The organism is Thermus sp. (assembly GCF_037444525.1).
GTDB lineage: Bacteria > Deinococcota > Deinococci > Deinococcales > Thermaceae > Thermus.
In genome coordinates this window covers 1-20803 of sequence record NZ_JBBIMD010000010.1, presented here as the reverse complement: position 1 = coordinate 20803, position 20803 = coordinate 1, and the positions used below count along the sequence as shown (strand labels likewise).

The 20803-nt window shown below is 67.8% G+C and carries 22 protein-coding genes and 1 other RNA gene; 11 read left to right on the top strand and 12 right to left on the bottom strand.

The genetic code is table 11. The features are described 5' to 3' along the window. Positions 1-5: 5 nt before the first annotated feature. Positions 6-2594: a valine--tRNA ligase gene (locus WKI94_RS02690; RefSeq protein WP_337844231.1), complete on the top strand. Its 2589-nt coding sequence runs from the start codon at positions 6-8 to the stop codon at positions 2592-2594. Here WKI94_RS02690 and WKI94_RS02685 read toward each other — a convergent pair. From WKI94_RS02685 to trpC, 5 genes are read right to left on the bottom strand one after another with little or no spacing between them, the layout of a single operon-like run. Then, complete coding sequence (locus WKI94_RS02685; protein WP_337844230.1) at positions 2578-3141, bottom strand: hypothetical protein; 564 nt, start codon at positions 3139-3141, stop codon at positions 2578-2580. The two genes, WKI94_RS02690 and WKI94_RS02685, sit on opposite strands and share 17 nt — an antisense overlap. Then, entirely contained in the window at positions 3125-5089 is a 1965-nt protein-coding gene (locus WKI94_RS02680) for a DHH family phosphoesterase (RefSeq protein ID WP_337844229.1), read from the bottom strand. The genes WKI94_RS02685 and WKI94_RS02680 overlap by 17 nt, the downstream gene beginning before the upstream one ends. Further along, positions 5086-5400, bottom strand: coding sequence for a LapA family protein (locus tag WKI94_RS02675; protein ID WP_337844228.1), 315 nt, complete (start codon positions 5398-5400; stop codon positions 5086-5088). Before WKI94_RS02675 ends, WKI94_RS02680 begins: the two co-directional genes overlap by 4 nt. After that, the gene (gene hisA, locus WKI94_RS02670; RefSeq protein ID WP_337844227.1) at positions 5397-6095 is read right to left on the bottom strand and encodes a 1-(5-phosphoribosyl)-5-[(5-phosphoribosylamino)methylideneamino]imidazole-4-carboxamide isomerase; all 699 of its coding nucleotides are present in this window, start codon (positions 6093-6095) and stop codon (positions 5397-5399) included. Before hisA ends, WKI94_RS02675 begins: the two co-directional genes overlap by 4 nt. Positions 6096-6099: 4 nt before the next feature. Further along, positions 6100-6867: an indole-3-glycerol phosphate synthase TrpC gene (gene trpC, locus WKI94_RS02665; protein WP_337844226.1), complete on the bottom strand. Its 768-nt coding sequence runs from the start codon at positions 6865-6867 to the stop codon at positions 6100-6102. Positions 6868-6980: 113 nt separating this feature from the next. On the opposite strand from trpC, the gene WKI94_RS02660 reads away from it, so the two are divergent. Together WKI94_RS02660 and WKI94_RS02655 are read left to right on the top strand one after the other, a co-directional pair. Further along, on the top strand, positions 6981-8042 hold the full coding sequence (locus WKI94_RS02660; RefSeq protein WP_337844225.1) for a hypothetical protein: 1062 nt from the start codon (positions 6981-6983) through the stop codon (positions 8040-8042). 221 nt (positions 8043-8263) lie between these two features. Further along, complete coding sequence (locus WKI94_RS02655) at positions 8264-9112, top strand: patatin-like phospholipase family protein (RefSeq protein WP_337844224.1); 849 nt, start codon at positions 8264-8266, stop codon at positions 9110-9112. Here the strand turns inward: WKI94_RS02655 and WKI94_RS02650 are convergent. Next, positions 9033-9476: a hypothetical protein gene (locus tag WKI94_RS02650; RefSeq protein WP_337844223.1), complete on the bottom strand. Its 444-nt coding sequence runs from the start codon at positions 9474-9476 to the stop codon at positions 9033-9035. The genes WKI94_RS02655 and WKI94_RS02650 overlap by 80 nt on opposite strands. A 43-nt stretch (positions 9477-9519) precedes the next feature. Here WKI94_RS02650 and WKI94_RS02645 point away from each other — a divergent pair, with 43 nt between their 5' ends. Genes WKI94_RS02645 through WKI94_RS02630 form a run of 4 tightly spaced genes read left to right on the top strand, consistent with a single transcriptional unit; the run spans position 9520 to position 13343 of the window. Next, positions 9520-10632, top strand: coding sequence for an acyl-CoA dehydrogenase family protein (locus WKI94_RS02645; RefSeq protein WP_337844222.1), 1113 nt, complete (start codon positions 9520-9522; stop codon positions 10630-10632). After that, a complete protein-coding gene (locus WKI94_RS02640; RefSeq protein ID WP_337844221.1) occupies positions 10617-11771 on the top strand; it encodes a thiolase family protein in 1155 nt (384 codons plus the stop codon). The genes WKI94_RS02645 and WKI94_RS02640 overlap by 16 nt, the downstream gene beginning before the upstream one ends. A gap of 11 nt (positions 11772-11782) precedes the next feature. After that, entirely contained in the window at positions 11783-12511 is a 729-nt protein-coding gene (locus WKI94_RS02635) for an SDR family NAD(P)-dependent oxidoreductase (protein ID WP_337844220.1), read from the top strand. After that, positions 12483-13343, top strand: coding sequence for a CoA transferase (locus tag WKI94_RS02630; RefSeq protein ID WP_337844219.1), 861 nt, complete (start codon positions 12483-12485; stop codon positions 13341-13343). Before WKI94_RS02635 ends, WKI94_RS02630 begins: the two co-directional genes overlap by 29 nt. 23 nt (positions 13344-13366) lie before the next feature. Here the strand turns inward: WKI94_RS02630 and secD are convergent, their stop codons facing one another. From secD to rimP, 6 genes are all read right to left on the bottom strand, one after another. Then, positions 13367-15574 (bottom strand): protein translocase subunit SecD, encoded by a 2208-nt coding sequence (gene secD, locus WKI94_RS02625; RefSeq protein ID WP_337844218.1) that lies wholly within the window; start codon positions 15572-15574, stop codon positions 13367-13369. Between the two features lie 63 nt (positions 15575-15637). Then, entirely contained in the window at positions 15638-15904 is a 267-nt protein-coding gene (locus WKI94_RS02620) for a hypothetical protein (protein WP_337844217.1), read from the bottom strand. A gap of 20 nt (positions 15905-15924) precedes the next feature. Continuing rightward, positions 15925-17640, bottom strand: a complete 1716-nt coding sequence (gene infB / locus WKI94_RS02615; RefSeq protein ID WP_337844216.1) for a translation initiation factor IF-2 — start codon at positions 17638-17640, stop codon at positions 15925-15927. After that, positions 17546-17884, bottom strand: coding sequence for a YlxR family protein (locus WKI94_RS02610; RefSeq protein WP_337844215.1), 339 nt, complete (start codon positions 17882-17884; stop codon positions 17546-17548). Before WKI94_RS02610 ends, infB begins: the two co-directional genes overlap by 95 nt. Beyond that, complete coding sequence (nusA, locus tag WKI94_RS02605) at positions 17881-19044, bottom strand: transcription termination factor NusA (RefSeq protein WP_337844214.1); 1164 nt, start codon at positions 19042-19044, stop codon at positions 17881-17883. The genes WKI94_RS02610 and nusA overlap by 4 nt, the downstream gene beginning before the upstream one ends. A 10-nt stretch (positions 19045-19054) precedes the next feature. Further along, positions 19055-19480, bottom strand: coding sequence for a ribosome maturation factor RimP (gene rimP, locus WKI94_RS02600; RefSeq protein ID WP_337844253.1), 426 nt, complete (start codon positions 19478-19480; stop codon positions 19055-19057). Positions 19481-19637: 157 nt separating this feature from the next. Here rimP and ssrA point away from each other — a divergent pair. The 4 genes from ssrA to WKI94_RS02580 all read left to right on the top strand — a co-directional run bounded on the left by ssrA (position 19638) and on the right by WKI94_RS02580 (position 20680). Continuing rightward, positions 19638-19986: a transfer-messenger RNA gene (ssrA, locus tag WKI94_RS02595) on the top strand. Between the two features lie 68 nt (positions 19987-20054). Continuing rightward, on the top strand, positions 20055-20291 hold the full coding sequence (locus WKI94_RS02590) for a CopG family transcriptional regulator (RefSeq protein WP_337844213.1): 237 nt from the start codon (positions 20055-20057) through the stop codon (positions 20289-20291). Further along, positions 20278-20529 carry a PIN domain-containing protein gene (locus WKI94_RS02585; RefSeq protein WP_337844212.1) on the top strand — a complete coding sequence of 84 codons (252 nt, stop codon included), beginning with the start codon at positions 20278-20280 and terminating at the stop codon, positions 20527-20529. Before WKI94_RS02590 ends, WKI94_RS02585 begins: the two co-directional genes overlap by 14 nt. Next, complete coding sequence (locus WKI94_RS02580; protein ID WP_337844211.1) at positions 20456-20680, top strand: PIN domain-containing protein; 225 nt, start codon at positions 20456-20458, stop codon at positions 20678-20680. Before WKI94_RS02585 ends, WKI94_RS02580 begins: the two co-directional genes overlap by 74 nt. Positions 20681-20803: the final 123 nt, after the last annotated feature.

The window sequence follows — 20803 nt, the reverse complement described above, 5'->3', positions numbered from 1 at the left end:
CCAGGATGGACCTACCCAAGGCCTACGATCCCCAAACCGTGGAGCCCAAATGGGCCCGGCGCTGGGCGGAGCGCCCCTTTGTGGCGAACCCCAAAAGCGGCAAGAAGCCCTTCGTCATCTTCATGCCCCCGCCCAACGTCACGGGCTCCCTGCACATGGGCCACGCCCTGGACAACACCCTCCAAGATGCCCTTATCCGCTACAAGCGCATGCGGGGGTACGAGGCGGTCTGGCTGCCCGGCACGGACCACGCGGGGATCGCCACCCAGGTGGTGGTGGAGCGTCTCCTCCTCAAGGAGGGCAAGACCCGGAACGACCTGGGCCGGGAGGCGTTTCTGAAGCGGGTCTGGCAATGGAAGGAGGAGTCCGGGGGGCGGATCCTGGAGCAGCTCAAGCGGCTTGGGGCCAGCGCCGACTGGAGCCGGGAGGCCTTCACCATGGACGAGGTGCGCTCCCGGGCGGTGCGCTACGCCTTCAGCCGCTACTACCACGAGGGCCTGGCCTACCGGGCCCCCCGCCTGGTGAACTGGTGCCCCCGGTGCGAGACCACCCTCTCGGACCTGGAGGTGGAGACCGAGCCCACCCCGGGCCGGCTCTACACCCTTCGCTACGAGGTGGAGGGGGGCGGGTCCATCGCCATCGCCACCGTGCGCCCGGAGACGGTCTTCGCCGACCAAGCCATCGCCGTTCACCCCGAGGACGAGCGCTACCAGGACCTCATCGGGAAGAAGGCCCGCATCCCCCTCACGGACCTCTGGATCCCCATCCTCCCCGACCCTGCGGTGGAAAGGGAGTTCGGCACCGGGGCCCTTAAGGTCACCCCGGCCCACGACCCCCTGGACTACGAGATCGGCGAGCGGCATGGCCTAAAGCCGGTCTTCGTCATAGACCTTTCGGGCCGGATGGTGGGCGAAAGGGTGCCCGAGGCCCTTAGGGGCCTGGACCGCTTTGAGGCCCGGAAGAAGGCGGTGGAGCTTTTCCGGGAGGCGGGCCACCTCCTCAAGGAGGAGGACTACACCATCCAGATGGCCACCTGCTCCCGTTGCGCCACCCCCATTGAATACGCCATCTTCCCCCAGTGGTGGCTTTCCATGCGCCCCCTGGCGGAAAAGGTGATCCAGGGCCTCGAGGGGGGCGAGATCGCCTTTGTCCCCGAGCGCTGGAAGAAGGTCAACCTGGACTGGCTTAAGAACGTTCGGGACTGGAACATCTCCCGCCAGCTCTGGTGGGGGCACCAGATCCCCGCCTGGTACTGCGGCGACTGTGGGCAGGTGACGGTGCCCCCTCCGGAGCGCTATCTGGAAGACCCTACCCGCTGCACCCACTGCGGAAGCCCAAACCTCAAGCGGGACGAGGACGTGTTTGACACCTGGTTCTCCTCTGCCCTTTGGCCCCTTTCCACCCTGGGCTGGCCTGAGGCGACGGAGGACCTGAAGGCCTTCTACCCCGGGGACGTTCTGGTCACGGGGTACGACATCCTCTTCCTTTGGGTTTCCCGTATGGAGGTCTCGGGCTACCACTTCCTTGGGGAGAGGCCCTTCAAGACGGTGCTCCTCCACGGCCTGGTCCTGGACGAGAAGGGGCAGAAGATGTCCAAGTCCAAGGGGAACGTCATCGACCCCTTGGAGATGGTGGGGCGCTACGGGGCGGATGCCCTCCGCTTCGCCCTGGCCTACCTGGCCACGGGGGGGCAGGACATCCGCTTGGACCTCCGCTGGCTGGAGATGGCCAGAAACTTCGCCAACAAGCTCTACAACGCCGCCCGCTTCGTCCTCATGGCCCGGGAGGGCTTTGCCCCCCAAAGGGACGAGCCCACCCTGGCTGACCGCTGGATGGGAAGCCGCCTGGCCCGGGGGGTGCGGGAGGTCACCGCCCTCTACGAGGCCCTGGACCTGGCCCAGGCGGCCCGGGCGGTGTACGAGCTCGTTTGGAGCGAGTTTTGCGACTGGTACCTCGAGGCCAGCAAGCCGGCCCTCAAGGCGGGGAACGCCCATACCCTAAGGACCCTCGAGGCCACCCTGGCGGATCTCCTCAAGCTCCTCCACCCCTTCATGCCCTTCCTCACCAGCGAGCTTTACCAGGCCCTCACCGGACGGGAGGAGCTCGCCCTGGAGCCCTGGCCCGAGGCGGGGGCAGAGGACCTCGAGGCCGAGGCCCGCTTTGAGGCCCTGAGGCAGGCGGTCACGGGGGTGCGGGCCCTCCGGGCGGAGGCGGGGCTTACGGCGGGGCAGGGGGTGCGGGTCCACCTGGAGGGGGAGGTGGGCCCCGTGCTTGAGAACCTCGAGGTCTTCCGCTTCCTGGCCCGGGCGGACCTCTTGCCGGAAAAGCCCCCTCGAGCCCTGGTACGGGCCGAGCCCAAGGTTACGGTGCGCATGCCCTTGGAGGGGCTTTTGGACGTGGAGGCCTGGAAGGCCCGCCAGGAGAAGCGCCTGAAAGAGCTCCAGGCCATGGCGGAGCGGAGCGAGAAGAAGCTTTCCGCCCCCGGCTTCCGGGAAAAGGCCCCCAAGGAGGTGGTGGAGGCGGAGGAGGCGAGGCTAAAGGAGAACCTGGACCAGATCCGCCGCATCCGGGAGGCCCTCAGCCAAATAGGGTGAGCCGGGGGTCTTGGCCCTCCCCGGGGGCCTCGGCGATGGCCTCCGTCTCCCGCAGGTTCACGGTTACGAAGGGAAACTCCTCCAGGGGGGTGAGGTCCAGGATGGGCCGGTCCGGCAGGAGGAGGTAAAGCCCCGCCTCCAGAAGGGTCTGGAAGGGTTTGGCCTGGGAGAGGTAGTCCGAAAGCCTGACCCCCTTGGGCACCTGAAGCCGCCCGGAGAGGAGGTAGTCCCCGAAGAGGAAGGCCAGGCGCCGCTCTTCCAGGAGGGCCGGGCTGGTGCGGGGCTGGGCGGGCCTGCCCCCGGCCACCCACCGGATCCGTTCCTTGCGCAGGGCAAGAAAGCCTGTGCTCCCCTTGAGCTCCTCCGCCTCCGGTGGGTGGCGGAAGCCCGGGGTGTAGATGAGGGCCCCGGTCACGGGCAGGTAGGGCTTTTCCGCGTTCAGGAGGTCGGCGGTGCCGGTGCCCGGCACCAGGTGGATCAAGCCGTAAATGCGGTAGGCCCGGGTGTGGATGCGGGCCTCCAGGGCTTCCCTAGGTTGCCTGTACACCCTTCACCTCCCAGTACCGCTCCAGGGCCTGGCTGAAAAGCCCCGCGTGGGGAAGATCGTAGGCCAGGAGAAGCCTCCGTACCAAAGCCCGGGCCAGGGGGTCTGTTTCCTCCAAAAGCCGGGCCCGGCTCTCCCGCCCCAGGGTCACCCGCACCCCGTTCCCTTTGGCCGGGTAGGGGGGGAGGCCCAGCCAGAGGGGGGCGCGCTCGGGGGATTCTAGGCGGAAGCCCTGGGCCTTGGCGTAGGCCAGGCCCTCGGGGTTCTCCTCGGGGACGTAGACCCCTTCCCCCAGCCGCGCCCGCCCCAGGGCCTCGAGGAGGGGGATGGGATGGGCCCAGGCCTCCTCCTCGGCCCAAAGCGCCCCCTCCTCCCGGAAGGCCGCCACCTGGGCCTCGTAGCTCACCGTACCGTTCCAGCGGTTTTCCATAAGCAGGACCGCGGCCTCCACCCTGCCCAAGGCCCTTTCCCCCTGGCGCCAGGCCAAAGCCCGCACCCCCTCCACCCGGAAGGCCAGGTGCCGGCCCTCCCCCAGGGTGCGCACCTCCTCCGCCTTCCCGTGGAGGAAGAAAAGGGGCTCTGGGTTCCCCGATCCGAAGGGCTCCAGGGCCTCCAGGGCCCGGTAGAGGGCGGGGAGCTCGGGGAGGGGGGGGAGGGGCCCTAAGACCTCCACCTCCTTGAGGGGGGCGGGGTGGCGGGCGGCGTAGGCCTGGATCCGCCGCTTGAACTCGGGGAAAAGGGCTTCGTCCAGAGCAAAGCCCGCGGCCTCCCGGTGGCCGCCGAAGCGCTTCAGGAGGTCCGCGGCCTCCCTCAAGGCCCCCACCGCGCTCACCGGGGGGAGGCTCCGCACGCTCCCCTTGCCCCCCGCCACCAGGAACACGGGCCGGAGGGTGGCCTCGAGGATGCGGCTCGCCACGATGCCCATGACCCCAGGGTGCCCCTCCTCGTCCAGGAGGACGATGGCAGGCTCGTTGGGGTCCGCCTGGGGGAGGAGGCGGGCGAGCATCTCCTCTTCAATGCGCTGCCGTTCACTGTTTAGCCGGTGGAGCTCGGCCACCAGGGTCTCCGCCTCCCCCTGGTCCTCCGTGAGGAGGAGCTTCAAGGCCACCTCCGCCTGGCCTAGGCGGCTTGCCGCGTTGATGCGGGGGGCGATGCGAAAGGCCACCTCCACCGCCTTCCCCGTAAACCCCACCGCCTCCGCCAGGGCCCTTAGGCCCACGTGTTCGGAGGTCATGAGGCGGCTTAGCCCCTCTTGCACCAGGGCCCGGTTCCAGCCCGAAAGGGGGGCTACGTCGGCGATGGTGCCCACCGCCGCGAGGTCGGCTAGGGAAAGGGGCGGGGGAAGGCCTAGGCGCCGGTGGAGGGCCCAGAGGAGGAGGAAGGCCACCCCGGCCCCCGTGGGGTGCTCCCCTAGATCGGGGGAGAGGGCGGGGTGGACCAGGACCCCGGGGGGGAGGGTGGGGCCTGGGGCGTGGTGGTCCGTGACCAGGACCTCCACCCCGTTTTCCACCAGCTCCGCGAGCTCCGCCACGTTGGCGATGCCGCAGTCCACGGTGACGAAGACCTCGGCGGCCAAGAGGTGCTCGGGCACCCGTTCGGGCAGGACCCCGTACCCCTCCTCCAGCCGGTGGGGGATGAAGGGGTGGACCTCGGCCCCTAGGGCCCGAAGCCCCTTTAGGAGGATGGCCGTGCCCGTAAGCCCGTCTGCGTCGTAGTCCCCGTGGATGCGGATGCGCCTTCTTTCCCGGATGGCCCTTTCCAGAAGGGCCGCCCCCTCCTCGAGGCCCCTTAGGGGGAGGAGGCGGAGGGGAGGCCTGAGGTCCTCAAGGGTTTTAAACCCCCGGAGGAGGTAGGCCAGGGCGGCTTCCGCCCCCACCCCGAAGCGGGCCATGGCTTCGCGCCAGGCCTCTACAGGGGGCAAGGGGGTGAAGCGCCAGCGGACCCGGCTCATGCCTCATCCCGGTCGGGGATGCGGGGGATCTCCTCTATGCGCTCCCGCTTAAGGGCGTTTACCTCCTCCCTTAGGCGGCGGATCTCCCGGAGAAGCCCCCGCTTCTCCCCGTAGGCCTTGATGAGGAGGGCCAGGGCATAAAGCCCCGAGAGAAGAAGGCCTAAGGCGTAGGCCGAAAGGAGGGCCAGGCTCAGGGGCCAGGGCCCAAGAGGGGTGGGGAGTTCCAGGAAGGGCAGGGCCAGGTGGAGGTAAAGGGCCACCCCCCCCACGAGGAGGCTTGCCAGGAGGAAAAGCCAGTGGAGGAGGTTCATCCTGCCCTCCTCAAGCTGACCCGCCCCTCGTAAAGGGCCTTGCCCACCAAAGCCCCCTCCACCCCCAAGGCCTTGAGCGCCTCCAGGTCCTCAGGCCCCCCGATCCCGCCCCCCGCGATGAGCTCGTGGGGCCAGGCTGCCCGCACCTGGGCCACGGCCTCGAGGTCCAGCCCCTCTAGGGTCCCATCCCGGCCCACATCGGTGTAGATCACCGTCCTCACCCCCATCCCGGCCCAGGCCTTCAGGAGGTCCAGGGCGGAAAGGGGGGTCTCCTCCTGCCAGCCCGCCACCACCACCCTAAGCCCCCGGGCGTCCAGGGCCAGGGCCAGGCGTTCGGGGCCGGCCAGGGCCAGCATCCTCTCCAGGAGCTTGGGGTCTTTCACCGCCACCGTGCCCACCACCGCCCGCCGGGCCCCCAGGTCCAAGACCTCCTCCAATGCCTCCAGGGAGCGGATCCCCCCGCCCACCTGGAAGGGGATTCGGAGGTGCCGGGCCAGGTGCCTCAGGGTCTCCCGGTTATCCCCCCGCCCCAGGGCCCGGTCCAGGTCCACCAGGTGGAGGAGGCCTGCTCCCTCTTCCTGCCAGCGCAGCGCGGCTTCCAGGGGGTCTCCATAGACCGTGGCCGCCTCGGGGCGCCCCTCGTAGAGGCGCACGGCCTGGCCCCCAAGAAGGTCCACCGCGGGAATGAGCTCCATGGGCCTATCCTAACCCCAAAAGCCCCCTTAGGGCTTCCTCCTGGCTCGCCTTCTCCATGAGGCTCGTCCCGATGAGGACCGCGTCAAAAAGTCCCTCCAGGGCCCTAAGCTCCTCCCGCCTCCGGTAGCCTGACTCGGCCACCAAAAGCCCAGAAAACCCCCGGGCCCGGGCCAGGCGCCCCAGGCGGGGGGCCGTGGTGAGGTCTATGGCCAGGGTGTGGAGGTCCCGGTTGTTCACCCCGAGGATCTCCGCCCCGGCCTCGAGGGCCACCTCCAGCTCTCGTTCCGTGTGCACCTCCACCAGGGCGTCCAGGCCTGCCCGCCGCGCCCACTCCAGGTAATCCCCCGTGCGCTCCCCTAAAAGGGCCACGATGAGGAGGGCGGCGCTCGCCCCGAAGGCCCGGGCCTCCTCCAGCATGAAGGGGTCCACCACGAAGTCCTTGCGCAGGAGGGGAAGGCCCGCCCCCCGGGCCCGCACCAGGTCCTCGAGGCGCCCCCCGAACCAGTGGGGTTCGGTGAGGACGCTTAGGGCCCTGGCCCCGCCCCGGGCGTAGGCCAAGGCGGCCTCCAGGGGGTCCACCTCGCGGATGGGCCCTTGGGAGGGGCTTTTCTTCTTGATCTCCGCGATGACAGAAAGCCCAGGGCCAAGGAGGGCTTCCCGGAAGGAGGGGATGGGGGGTGGGGGCGGTAAGGGGTAGGGGCGCACCTCGGCGAGCCGCTTTCGGGCGATCTCCCCCAAGACCCCAGGCACCTTCTCAAGGTCGGGCTGCATGGGGCTATTGTAGGGCAGAACTTCCCTAGAGGCGGGTATAACCCCCCTTGGGGCTATGAAGTCAAGGGGGTCAGCCTGTAGAACCACACCCGCCTCCCCTAGAGTAATGAGGTATGCCCGCTGAAGATAGAACTCCGCACGAGCTAGAGGAAGCAGAACCCCCCCCAAGCCCAGCGGAGCTGGAGACCCTACGACGGTGGACTCTCCTCTCCTCGGCGGTCCTTTCCCTCCTGGGGGTGGGGGTGATCCTGTGGGCGGGAAGGGGCTGGGTGGTCCTGGTGGGGGCCCTCTTTTTGGCCCTAGCCCTGGCCCTTTTGTGGGTTTACCAGGAGAGGCTCAAGGAGGCCTTCCTGCCCCGGATGGCAGAGCGCCTGGGCCTCCGCTATGACCCCGAGGGGATCCCCTGGGAGGAGGTGGCCTCTTCTGGCCTTCTGCCCCCACCGGAAAGGTGGGCCATGGCGGACCTGAGGAGGAGGGGCTACGAGAGCGAGGACCGGGTGGAGGGGGAGGTGGAAGGCCTCCCCTTGGTTGCCGCCGATATCCACCTGTGGCGGGGCCGGTGGGCCTTCCCCTACTACCGCTTCCGGGGGCGGGTCTACCGCTTCCGCCTTCCAGGGAAGGTGGCGGGGTCCTTCCGGGTGGCGCCCAAAGGCGCCCTCTCCTACCCCGGCCGGGTCAACTGGGCCCTTTTGGCCTTCGTCCCTTTGGGCCTTCTCCTCGTGGGGGGACTATTCCTCTACGGGCTCCTGAGGATGAGCGGGAAGAGCCTGGGGGAAGTTCTCGTGGTCCTCTGGCCCATGGTCCCCTTCTTTCTTTTCGTCTTGGGCTACCTGGTCCGGGAGGCCCTCCGCTTCCGCCCCCGGGAAGGGCTTAGGGTGGACCACCCGGGGTTCAACCGGTACTTCCAGGCCTTTGGGGAAGGGCCCATTCCCCTCCCCCTGGCGGAGGCCCTGGTGGAGGCCAGGGAAGCCCTGGGCCGTCCCTTTTGGAGATCGGTCTCAGGGCAGGACCTCTGGCTGGCTCTTCCCGGGGACCGTTTCCGGGTGAACCCCTTCGTGCCGGTGGAGAGGCTTTTGCAAAGGGAGGAGGAGCGCTGGAAAAAAGAGCTAGAGGAGGGCATCCTTCTGGGTAAGGCCCTAAGGGCTCAGGAAGGAAACACCCCCCAGGGGTTCTAGGGAGCACGGCCTTTATTCACCTGATCTGGCCCTTATTCCGAGGCCACAGGAAAGGGCCCTTGTAGCTCCGCCAGGCTTGGACTTTTAAAGGGGCCGATGGGGCTTTTGTCTTGAGCGGGTGGGGGCGCAGGTGTGAGGGATCGGTCAGATGCTCAGGGCGGTGGCGTGAGTATGCGGTTGAATATCCGAAAGGGGGGGCGGGTATAAGCTTGGACTCGGGTATGCGGGGTGTTGCGCTGGCCCTGGGTGGGGGGGGTGTACGGGGTTACGCCCATCTGGGGGTTCTCAAGGTCCTGGAGGAGGCCGGGGTTCCCATTCGCGCCCTTGCGGGAAGCTCGGCGGGGGCCTTAGCCGCCGCCGCCTGGGCCTTCGGCCACAAGGACCCCTTCCGGATCCAGGAGGCCCTCTTTGACCAGGAGGTGGCCTCTTTGCAAAAGGCGGGAAGCCTCAGGGCCTTGGCCCGCCTCTTCACCGCCCTAAGAAGGCCCCACCTGGTGGGCTGGGAACGGGTGGAGGAGGGGCTTAAGGCCCTTTTCGGGGAGGCCCATCTAGAGGAAAGCCCCATCCCCTTGGCCCTCCAGGCCGCGGACCTCCTCACGGGGGAGGGGGTGGTCTTGAGGGAGGGCCCGGTGTGGCGGGCGGTCTTGGCCAGCATGGCCATTCCCGGCCTCTTCCCTCCGGTGGAGTGGGAGGGCCGCCTCCTGGTAGATGGGGACGTGGCGGAGAAGGTGCCCGTGCGGGCGGCCAAGGCCCTTTTCCCCAAGGTGGTGGCGGTGGACGTGTCCAACCTGCCCCCCATGGAGGGCCCCAGGACGGCCCTCGAGGCCGCCCTCCTGGCAGGAGAGGCAAGCCGGAGAAGGCTTAAGGAGCTGGCCCTCAAGGAGGCCGACGTGGTCCTCCGCCTGAACCCCCCTGTCCCCATAGACACCTTTGACCACGGGAAGCTGCCCCTGGTCTACTGGCTCGGCCAGGAGCGGGCCCGGGCGCGGCTTAAGGAGATCCAGGCCCTGGCCCGTTCCCGCCCCCTGGATGTTCTTTTGGCCTGGCGAGCGCGGTCTCCGCGGCCTTGAGGGCCAGGAAGAAGAAGCCCCCCCCAAGGGGAAAAAGAAAAAGCCCCTCGGGCCTTAGGAGAAGGCCCATCACCCCCAGGAAGAAAAACCCCGCCCCCCCAAGCCCGAGGGCCACCAGGGGGGCGAGGGGGTCCCTTTCCCTTAGGCTGCCCCGGACCCCAAGCGCCACCCCGCCCAGGCCCAGAAAGGCCAGCCCCCAAAGGAGGGGGTGGCCCGCAGGGGGAAGAAGGGGGAAGAGGGAAAGGAGCACCAGGCCGTGGAGGGCCAGGATCCCACCGGCGTAGGCCCAAAGGCCCCTCTTGCGCAGAGCCAGGGGGGCTTTGGGGTTGGGCAGGGCCTCGAGGACCCGCAAGACCCCCTTCACGGTTCCCCAGTCTACAGGGGTGGACGCCCGGTATACTTGGGCCGTGGAGGAACAAGTCCGGGCCCTGGCCCGTCGGTTTGCCCGGGAGCGGATCCTGCCCCAGGCGGCCCACTGGGACCGGGTGGCCCGTTTCCCTTGGCCCCTTTTCCGGGAGGCGGCGGAGCTGGGGTTCCCTGTCCTGGTAGTCCCCGAGGAGAGGGGAGGGGCGGGGCTCGGCCCGCTGGCCCTGGTGGGGGTGGCGGAGGAGCTGGGCTACGCCTGCACGGGCATCGCCGCGGCGCTCCTCCTCAACAACCTGGTGGCCGATGCCCTCCTCCTTTCGGGAAGTCCCTACGCCCAGGGCTTTCTTCCCCGTCTCCGGACGGAGGTGGCCAGCTACGCCCTCACCGAACCCCAGGCGGGTTCAGACGTGGCCGCCATAACCGCCCGCGCCGAGCCCGTGCCGGGAGGGTACCGGCTCTGGGGGCGAAAAACCTGGATCAGCCACGCTCCCGAGGCCGCCTTTTTCCTGGTCTTTGCCCGGCTGGGGGAAGGGCGGGAGGGGATCGCCCTCTTCCTGGTGGAGCGGGAACGGGGGGTGGAGGTGGGCCCCCCCTTGCCCAAGCTGGGCCAGAAGGCTTCCCCTGCGGCAGAGGTTTACTTGGAAGGGGTGTTTGTGCCCGAGCAGGCCCTCCTCACCCGGGAAGGGTTCCGGCTGGCCATGCGGGTCTTCAACCGTTCCCGGCCCATGGTGGCGGGGTTGGCCCTGGGCCTTTTGGGCCGCGCCCTGGACGAGGCCCTCGCCTACGCTAACCTTCGGGAAGCCTTCGGCAAGCCCCTTTGGGAGCATGAAGGGGTGGGATTCAAGTTGGCGGAGATGGGCATGGACCTCGAGGCCCTCCGCCTCCTCGCCCTCCGGGCCGCGGGGCTGGCGGAAAAGGGAGAGCCCAACGCCTTGGAGGCCGCGGCGGCCAAGGCCCTGGCTGCGGATGCCGCCCTAAGGGGTGCGGTGGAGGCGGTCCAGGTCTTCGGGGCCAACGGCTATAGCGAGGAGTACCCCGTGGCCAAGCTCTACCGGGACGCCAAGGTGCTCCAGATCTACGAGGGCACGGGGGAGATCCAAAGGCTCATCGTGCTGAGGGAGCTTTTAAGGAGGCGGGGATGGGAGAAGCGGTGATCCTCGAGGCGGTGCGCACCCCCATCGGCAAGCGGAACGGGGCCCTTAGGGCTTGGCGGCCCGATGCCCTTTACGCTAAGGTGCTGGATGCCCTCCTGGAGCGGACGCGTTTGGACCCCCACCAGGTGGAGGACGTGGTCACGGGCTGCGTGACCCAGGTGGGGGAGCAGGGGGCCAACGTGGGGCGGCTTGGGGTCCTCCTCTCCCGCCTCCCCAAGGAGGTGCCCGCGGTCACCCTAAACCGGATGTGCGGTTCCAGCCAGCAGGCCGTTCACTTCGCCGCCCAGGCCATCGCCGCGGGGGACATGGCCTTCGCCATGGCGGGGGGCGTGGAGAGCATGACCCGGGTGCCCATGTTCTCCGACATCGGAGGTGGGTTCCAGACCCTAAACCCCGAGCTCTTCCGCCGCTATGAGCTGGTCCACCAGGGGGAGAGCGCGGAAAGGATCGCGAGGAAGTATGGCTTTTCCCGGGAGGACCTGGACCGGTGGGGGCTCCTTTCCCACCGGCGGGCCGCCCTGGCCACGGAGAAGGGCTACTTCCGCGCCCAGCTTCTGCCCCTGGAGGGCCTGGAAGCGGAGGGCCGGCCCTTTCTCCTGGAGTGGGACGAGGGGGTCCGTCCGGACGCGAGCCTGGACAGGATGCTCGCCCTCAAGCCCGCCTTCCGGGAAGATGGGGTGGTGACCGCCGGGAACAGCAGCCAGATCTCTGACGGGGCCGCGGCCCTACTTCTTGGGGACCGGGGAAGGGCCGAGGCCCTGGGGCTTAGGCCCAGGGCCCGCTTCCTGGCCCGGGTGGTGGTGGCGGGGGACCCCACCTTGCAGCTTTTGGAAGTCATCCCCGCGGCCAAGACGGCCTTGGAGAGGGCCCGGCTTTCCTTTAGAGACCTGGACGTGATAGAGGTCAACGAGGCCTTCGCCAGCGTGGTCCTGGCCTTTTTGGAGGAGACGGGGGCCGACCCCGAGCGGGTCAACCCCCTAGGGGGTGCCATCGCCCACGGCCACCCCTTAGGGGCCACGGGGGCGGTGCTCATGACCAAGCTCCTCCACGAGCTGGAAAGGCGGGGCGGGGAGTTCGGCCTCCAGGTGATGTGCATCGGCCACGGCCAGGCCACGGCCACGGTGATCCAGAGGCTTTAGGGGGGATGGGCATGGAGCGGAGCGCCTTGGTCACGGGTGGGGCCTCGGGGCTTGGTCGGGCGGCCGCCTTGGCCCTGAAGGCCCGGGGCTTCCGGGTGGTGGTCCTGGACCTCAAGCCGGGCCCCGACGACCTCCTCTACGTGGAGGGGAGTGTTGTGGAGGAGGAGGAGGTGAGGCGGGCGGTGGAAAAGGCGGTGGGGGAAGCCCCCCTCTTTGCCCTGGTGAACGCTGCGGGGGTGGCCCACGCGGAGAAGGTCCTCACCCGGGAAGGCCCCCATGGCCTGGCCGCCTTCCGGCGGGTTTTGGAGGTCAACCTCCTTGGTACTTTCAACGCCCTGCGCCTGGCCGCCTGGGCCATGCGGGAAAACAGCCCGGACTCGGAGGGCCAGCGGGGGGTCATCGTGAACACCGCCAGCGTAGCCGCCTACGAGGGCCAGATCGGCCAGGCGGCCTACGCCGCCAGCAAGGCGGGGGTGGTGGGCCTCACCCTGCCTGTGGCCCGGGAGCTTTCGGAGTGGGGCATCCGGGTGGTGACCGTGGCCCCCGGGGTCTTCGCCACCCCCATGCTCCAGGGGCTTCCCGAGAAGGTCCAGGAGGCCTTGGCCGCCCAGGTGCCCTTCCCCAAGCGCCTGGGTCGGCCAGAGGAGTACGCCGCCCTTGTCCTCCACATCCTGGAAAACCCCATGCTGAACGGGGAGGTGATCCGCCTGGATGGGGCCCTCCGCCTTCCCCCCCGGTAGGGTCTTGGACCTGACCCGCTTCCTTCCCGGGCCCTTGGCGGGGCGGTTCCTCCTCAGGCTCGGCTTCCCCGTGCTCAAGCTGGAGCCCCCAGGGGGCGACCCCCTTTCGTCCCTCGCCCCCGAGGCCTATCGCTTCCTGAATGCGGGGAAGAGGGTAGAGGTCCTGGACCTGAAAGGGGAGGCGGGCCGCAAGCGCCTCCTCGCCCTGGCGCGGGAAAGCGCCCTCCTCCTGGACTCCAACCGCCCGGGGGTCATGGAGCGGCTTGGGGTGGGGCCGGAGGTCCTCCTCCGGGAGAACCCCCGGCTGGTCTACGTGCGCCTCCGGGGGTACCCGGACCGCCCCGACCCCGGCCACGACCTCACCTACCTGGCGGAGGCGGGGCTTTTGGGGCGCTTTCCCTGGCGGGCCTTCCAGTTCGCCGATCTGGCGGGGGCCTTGGCGGTGGCCCTCATAGCCCTGAAGGGGCTCCTCTTGGGCGGGGGCTTGTACGAGGTGGCGCTTTCGGAGGCGGTGAAGGAGCTGGCCTACCCCGAGATCCCCTTCCTGGACGGCTCCGTCCTCTGCTACGGGGTCTACCCCGCTAAAGGGGGTGAGGTGGCCCTGGCGGCCCTCGAGCCCCACCTCTGGGCCCTTTTTTGTGAGAGGGCGGGCCTTTCTGAGCTCTTAGGGGCGGCCTTTTCCCCCGCTTGCCCGGAGAACCCGGCTTACCAGAAGATCTGCGCCTTTTTCAGGGATAGAGAGGCGGAGGCCCTCGAGGCCTGGGCCAAGGCGGAAGGCCTCCCCTTGAGGCGGGTGGCGCCTTTTGCAGTGGAAAATCCCCCGGACCCCTAGGGGCCCGGGGGGCGAAGGGGTCTTTAGGCGGGCTTCTTCACCCGGGCCTGCCGGAAGCTCCGCCAGAAGACCACCAGGGCCGAGACCACGTAGATGGAGCTGTACGTCCCCACGAAGATGCCCACCAGGATGGCCAAGGAGAAGTCCCTAAGGACGCTCCCCCCAAGGAAAAGGAGGGCGATGATGGGGAGCAGGGTGGTGAGGCTGGTCATCACGGTGCGGGAGAGGGTCTGGTTGATGGAGCGGTTCACCACCTCCACGAAGGGCACGCCCCGGAGGAGCTTCTGGTTCTCCCGGATCCGGTCCGAGACCACGATGGAATCGTTGATGGAGTAGCCCACAATGGTGAGGAGGGCAGCGATGGTGGGGATGGAGAACTCCAGGCCAAGGAGGCTATACATTCCCGCCACCAGGGCCACGTCGTGGGCCACGGCCAGGACGCTGGCCACCCCGAAGGCCCAGTCAAAGCGGAAGGCCACGTAGATGAGGATCAGGCCAAGCCCCACCAGAACCGCCTTCACGGCGTTCTGCCGAAGCTCGGCCCCTATGGCCGGCCCCACGGTTTCGGAGGTGAGGACCTCGGCCTTGAGCTCCTCCCTGAGCAGGCGTTCTAGCCTAAGCCGCTTCTCGTCAGAGAGGGGCGGGAGCTTCAGGGCGTACTCCCGGTAATCCGCCGCTGGGGCCTGGACCTGGGTGATCACCGCCTCCTTGGCGGGGAAGCCCTTCGCCTCCAGGAAGCGCCTTAGGGTGTCCACCCCCACCTCGGGGCTGGTCCTTAGGGTGAAGGCCGTGCCCCCGGTGAAGTCAATGCTGTAGTTGAAGCCCTTGGTGAGGACCACCCCTGCGGCCAGGAGGGCTAGGAGGAGGGAGGCCACGGTGATGAAGCGGGCCGGGCCCATGAAGTTGAAGCGGGGGTTCACCAGCCACATGGGCGGGCGGATCTCCCCCCGCTCGGCCATCCGCTCCAGGAGGTAGCGGCTGAACACCAGGTTGGAGAAGACGCTGGCCACCACCCCGATGGCCAGGATGACCGCGAAGCCCCGCACCGGGCCGGTGGCGTACTGGTAGAGGGCGGCCGCGGCCAGGAGGTGGGCCGCGTTCACGTCCAGGATGGTGAGGGTGGAGTGCTTGAAGCCCTCGGGGATGGCCTGGCGGAACCTTTTTCCTGCCCGGAGCTCCTCCTTGATGCGCTCAAAGGAGAGCACGTTCCCGTCCACCGCCGCGCCCAGGGTGAGGACCAAGCCGGCGATGCCGGGGAGGGTCAGGGTGGCCCCGAGCCCCGAGAGGAGGCCCAGGATGAGCACCGAGGTGTAGATGAGGCCTAAGGAGGCCACCAGGCCTAGGCTTGGGCCGTAGTAGGCGAAGATGAGGAGGAAGATGGCCAGGGTGCCGATGAGGGCTGAGCGGATGCCGGCTTGGATGGCGTCTTGGCCCAGGGTGGGGCCGATGGCCCGGATCTCCGCCACCTTGAGGGGCACGGGCAGGGAGCCGGAGCGGAGGACCAGGGCGATCTCGCTGGCCTCTTCCAGGCCGGAAAGCCCCTCAATCACCGCCTGGCCGCCGGTGATGGCCTGGCGGATCACGGGGGCGGTGTAGACCTTCCCGTCCAGGACAATGGCCAGGCGCTTGCCCACGTTGGCCCGGGTGACCTCCTCAAACTTCTTGGCCCCTTCCGGGGTGAAGGTGAGGGACACCTGGGGGCGGCCAAACTGGTCAAAGACCGCCCGGGCGTCCGCCAGGTCGGCCCCCGTGAGAAGGGGAGGCCCCAGGTCCTCGGGCTTGATGAGGTCCTTTTCCAACTCCTCCCGCTTCAGGCGTGGGTTTTCCCGAAGGGCCTGGTTGATCTGGGCCACGGTGGTGCCCGTGGCCCCGTCTTTTAGGATGCGGAACTCCAAGACGGCCCGCTGGCCGATGAGCTTCAGGGCGCGGTCCTGGTCAGCCTGGGAGAGGCCGGGGAGCTCCACCACGATGCGCTTCTGTCCCTGGATCTGGATGAGGGGCTCGGCCACCCCCAGGGCGTTGATGCGGTTTTCCAGGACGGTCCTGGCCTTTTCCAGGTCGTCCAGGGTGGGGTTCTCCACGTCCGCCTCGAGGACGATCCTCAGGCCCCCTTTAAGGTCCAGCCCCAGGCGGATTTTGGGCTCCTGAGGAGCCCAGGGTTTCCAGACAACCAACAGGGAAACGAGGAAAAGCCCTAAGAGAAAGAGTCCGGTCCAAAGCCTCGGTTTCATGTACCACCTCGCTCTTTTTTGCCAAACGCCTTAACGCCGATGGGCCCGTTGGGGTGGGGGGTGTTACCCCCCATCCATCTGCAGCCGGGCGTAGAGGAGGTGAAGCCGCCTTCCCGGAGGGGGGCTTGGGGGTGGGGCTAGGGGCGAGGGGAGGGGCCTGGAGAGGAGGAGGGTTGGGGGGCGTGGGGCGGGGAGGGGGGAGGAGAGGACCAGCTGGCCCCGGTCCTCCTTGAGCACCAGGGAAGGCCCCCCGGGAAGGAGCCCCACCTCCCCTTGGGCCTGGCCTCGAGGCCAGGACACCCCCTGGCCCAGGAGGGCCAGCAGGGCCAAGAGCTTTAAAGCGCCGAGCCTCAGGCGGGCACCTCCACCATCTGGAAGGCCTCTATGATATCCCCTTCCTGGAACTCGTCAAAGCCCTCGAGGCCAATCCCGCACTCGTACCCCTGGGCCACCTCGCGCACGTCTTCCTTGAAGCGCTTGAGGCTGGCAATCCGGCCTTTCCAGATCTCCTGGCCCTTGCGCAGGACCCGCACCTCCGCGCTCCGCACGATCCGGCCCTGGGTCACCATGCACCCCGCCACCTGCTTGCCCCCAGGCAGGCGGAAGATGGCCCGCACCTCGGCCCGGCCCAGGACCTCCTCCTTGTATTGGGGCTCCTTCTGCCCCCTCACCATGGCCCGCACCTCGTCAATGAGGTCGTAGATGATGCGGAAGGTTTTGAGGAGGACCCCTTTCTGCTCCGCGGCCTTCTTCACCGAGCCCGGAGGGTTCACCCCAAAGGCTAGGATGGCCGCCTGGGCAGTCTGGGCCAGGAGGATGTCGGACTCCGTGGGGGCGCCCACCTGGGCCAGGAGGACGTTGATCTTCACCTCCTCCGTGCTCTCCTTGGCCAGGATGTGCTGGATGGCCTCCAAGGACCCCTGGGTGTCCGCCCGCAGGATGAGGTTCACCTCCTTCTTTCCCTCCTCCTGCATGGCCTTCAGGAGGTCGGCCATGGTCTTGGGGCGGCGGGCCTGGGCCTCCTCTTCCTGGGCGCGGCGGGCCTCCTTGCGCTCCTCGGCGATCTCCTTGGCGGCCTCGAGGTCCGGCACCCACTCCACTACCTCCCCGGCCTGGGGAAGCTCCTGGAAGCCCAGGACCTGGACCGCGCTCCCGGGCCCCGCCTCTTTCCTTTGGTTTCCGTCCGCGTCGGTCATGGCCCGGATGCGCCCATAGGCCTCCCCGGCCAGGATATAGTCCCCCACGCGGAAGGTGCCCTCCTGGACCAGCATGTTCACCAGGATGCCCGCCTGCTTGTCCAGCCGGGACTCCAGGATGACCCCCTTGGGCTCGGCGTTGGGGTCCGCCCGGAGGTCTTCCAGCTCCGCCAGGAGGAGGATCATCTCCAGGAGGTCGTCCACCCCTTTGCCGGTCTTGGCGCTGATGGGCACCACAATGGCATCCCCGCCGTACTCCTCGGGGATGAAGCCCCGCTCCATGAGCTGCCGCTTCACCCGTTCGGGGTCGGCCTGGGGCAGGTCCATCTTGTTGAGGGCGAAGATCATCTTCGCCCCGGCCGCCTTGGCGTGGGCGATGGCCTCCTCCGTCTGGGGCATGATGCCGTCGTCCGCAGCGATGACGATCACCGCGATGTCCGCCACCCTCGCCCCCCGCTGGCGGATGGTGGTGAAGGCCTCGTGGCCTGGGGTGTCTATGAAGACCACCGTGCCCCCTGGGGTCTTCACCTCAAAGGCGCCCACGTGCTGGGTGATGCCCCCCGCCTCCTTCTCGGCGATGCGGCTTTTGCGGAGGTAGTCCAGGAGGGTGGTCTTCCCGTGGTCCACGTGGCCCATGATGACCACCACAGGGGGGCGCTTAGGCAGGCTTTTCCTCCGCTCCTCCTCCGCCAGCTTTTCCTGAAGCCCCCGCTGTTCCCTGACCAGCTCCCGCACCGCCTCCGCGTCCTTTTCCTCCAGGGTGGAGGCGTGGGACTTATAACTCACCCCCATCTGGGAAAGGAGCTCCAGGAGCTCCTGGTTTTCCATGCCCAGCTCCTTGGCCAGCTGGTAAATGCGTACCTTCGCCATCCTTACCTCCTAAAAGGGCGTGTAGGGCTTCGCTTAAGGCCTTGGCCCTGGCTCCAGCGAAGCGCCTGAGCTTTTTTTCCGACCAGCACTCGGGGGTGTCGGGGCAGACGTAGGCCCCCCGGCCTGGCGCTTTTCCGCTTGGGTCTATCTGAAACCCTTCGGGCGTGAGGAGAATCCGCAAAAGCTCCCCCTTGGGCCGCCTTCTCCGGCAGGCCACGCACATCCTTATGGGGACGTGCTTCATGTGAGGTCACGGAAGAGCTTCTCAAAGGCCTCACGGCCCTTCTTCTCCCGGGCTTCCTCCTCTTCCTCTGCCGCACGGCGCAGGGCCTCGTCCAGGTCGGAGATCTCCGCCTCCTCAAACTGGATCTCGTAGCCGGTGAGCTTGGAGGCCAGGCGCACGTTCTGCCCCTGGGCGCCGATGGCCAGGGAGTGCTGGTCCTTGCTCACCTTTACCCGGGCCACCTTCTTCTCGGGGTCCAGCTCAATGGAGCCCACCTGGGCAGGGGAGAGGGCGTTCCTTATGAACTCCTTGGGGTCCTTGGCCCAGAGGATGATGTCCACCTTTTCCCGCCCAAGCTCCGCGGAGACCGCCTGGATCCTCTGCCCCTTATGGCCGATGCAAGCCCCGATGGGGTCCACGTTGGGGTTGTGGCTCATGACGGCCACCTTGCTCCGGCGGCCGGGCTCCCGGGCGATGGCCTTGACCTCCACGATGCCCTCGGCGATCTCGGGCACCTCCTGCTTGAGGAGGTGCTCCAAGAGCTTCTCGTGGGCCCGGCTCACCAGGAGGGAAGGTCCCTTGGCCGAGCGGTCCACCTTCTTGAGGTAGACCTTGATGCGCTGGCCTGGGTGGTACTTCTCCGTGGGGATCTGCTCGGATTTGGGCAGGTAGGCCTCCCCCCGGCCCAGCTCCACGAAGACGTTGCCCCGATTGTCCACCCGGGTGACCACCCCGGTGAGGACCTGGCCCTCCTTGTCCTTGTACTCGTTGTAGATGCGGTTGCGCTCGGACTCCTTCAGGCGCTGGGTGAGCATCTGCCGGAGTTCCTGGATGGCCATCCGGGAAAGGGCCTCGGGGTCAATGGGGAACTCCATCTCGTCCCCCACCTGGACCTCGGGGTCGTACTGTAGGGCGTCCGCGAGGGCGATCTCCTTATCGGGGTCCTCCACCTTCTCCACCACGGTGCGGACCTCCACCATCTCAATCCGGCCCGTCTGGGGGTCAATGTAGACGTCCACCACGGGCCCCTTGCCCTCGTCTATCTCTTCTTTTCTAAGCCCCTTTTGCCGCTTGAGGTAGGCCTTGCGCAAGGCCTCCTTGAAGGCCTCCAGAACCTCTTCCGTGCTGACCCCCCGTTCCAGGGCCAGCTGCTGCATGGCTTCTATGAACTCCCGGTTCATCCTTACACCTCTATCTCGGCTCCTCGGGCCACTCGGCGAGGTGGGCGCGGAAGGTGCCGATCTTGAGCGCCTTTTCCTCTCCACCGACCCCAAAGACCACCAGGTCCCCTTCCACCCTCAGGATGCGCCCCGTGAAGCTCTCCTCTCCCTGGACCTTGGCCTTAAGGCCCTGGAAGCGCTCAAAGTGGCGGCGGGTGAAAAGGGGGCGCTTGGGGCCTGGGGATTCCACCAGAAGCCTATAGCTTCCCGGGATGGGGTCCTCTCGGTCCAGGAGGGCCTCTATGGCCCGGCTGGCCCGCTCCAGGTCGGCCACGGTGATGGGCCGCTCGTCCTTGCGCTCCAGCCTTACGAGAAGCTCCCCCCGGCCCAGATGGACCTCGAGGACCTCGAGGTCCAAGGGCTCCACCGCTTCCTTCACCAGCTGCCAAAGGTCCACCGGCACCTCCCCACCTCCCTTCACAAAGGAAGGGTGGGCTGAGCCCACCCCCCTCCCTTGGGAGCACTGCCCCCAGTTTACACCGCCCTGCCCCTTGACTACAACCCCTTTAGTCCCCTATACTCAAGCTTGGTCGGTCCAAGCCCGGCCCGCACATGGGGGTGAACGGTCTCGACGGGGGTCGCCGAGGGCGAGCCTGCGCGCCGAGGTGCGGGTGGCCTCGTCAAAACCCGCAAACCCACAAAGGCCAACAAGCCTGCTTACGCGCTCGCGGCCTAATCGCCGCGCCCTCGCCTGGAAGCCTCGCCGGTGGCTCGCCAGCGTGGGGACACAAAACCGGCTAGCCTGGGGCCACGCCCTCTAACCCTAGGCGAAGCCCAAGAGGGCTTGCCCCTGGCCGCCCGTCCGCGGGCTAAGCCTGGGGGACACCCAAAACGCGGACTACGCGCGTAGACGGCCGCTGTAGGGACCTTCGGACGGGGGTTCAACTCCCCCCACCTCCACCAGATGGGCGCCCCAAAGGGGGCGCGCTTTTTTATGCCCTGTGGGGTCCTGGTGCCGGTAGAATGGAGACATGGAGAAGATCACCCTATACCTGCCCAAGGAACTTAAACGCCTTCTCGCTCTCAAGGCGAGGCGGGAAGGCCGTTCCCAATCGGAGATCATCCGGGAGGCTCTGGCTCGTTATCTTGCGCGCCCAGAGCCGAAGTCCTTGGGGGCAGGCCAGGATCTCGAGCTTTCAGGGAGGACCGTGGAGGCTTGGCTGGAGGCTATATGGGAGGGGAAGACTGAAAGCCGTGCGCACGGGTAGCAGGGCTTTGGTTATAGATACCTCCGCACTTTTTGCTTGGGTGAACGCGAGGGATCCAGACCACGCCTGGGTTAGGCAAGAGTTAGAAACCTTTCCGGGGGAGCTCCTCTTCCCCGTTCCTCTCCTTGCGGAGGTGGCTTATCTTTTGGAAAGGCGCATGGGGATTGGGGTACCGCTTTCTGGAAGACCTCGAGGCGGGGTTCTTCACAGGCTATTGGGACCGGGGGATCCTTCCTGAAGCCCGTCGCTTGGCTCTGCGCTACCAGAACCTACCCCTTGGGTTTTCCGACGCGTATGTGGCGGCCACGGCCCTGGCCTGGAAGGCCCCGGTGCTTACCCTGGATGCGCACTTTCTCGTCCTTGCCGGTCGTGTAAGGAATTATGTGTAAGGGTATGTGTATGAATGGGGGTACCAACGGGAGAGGAGGTACCCCATGGATCAGGATACCCTCCAGATGATCTTGAGGGAAGCAGTGAGGGAAACGGTAACCCAGGTTCTGCAGGCCCTGCTC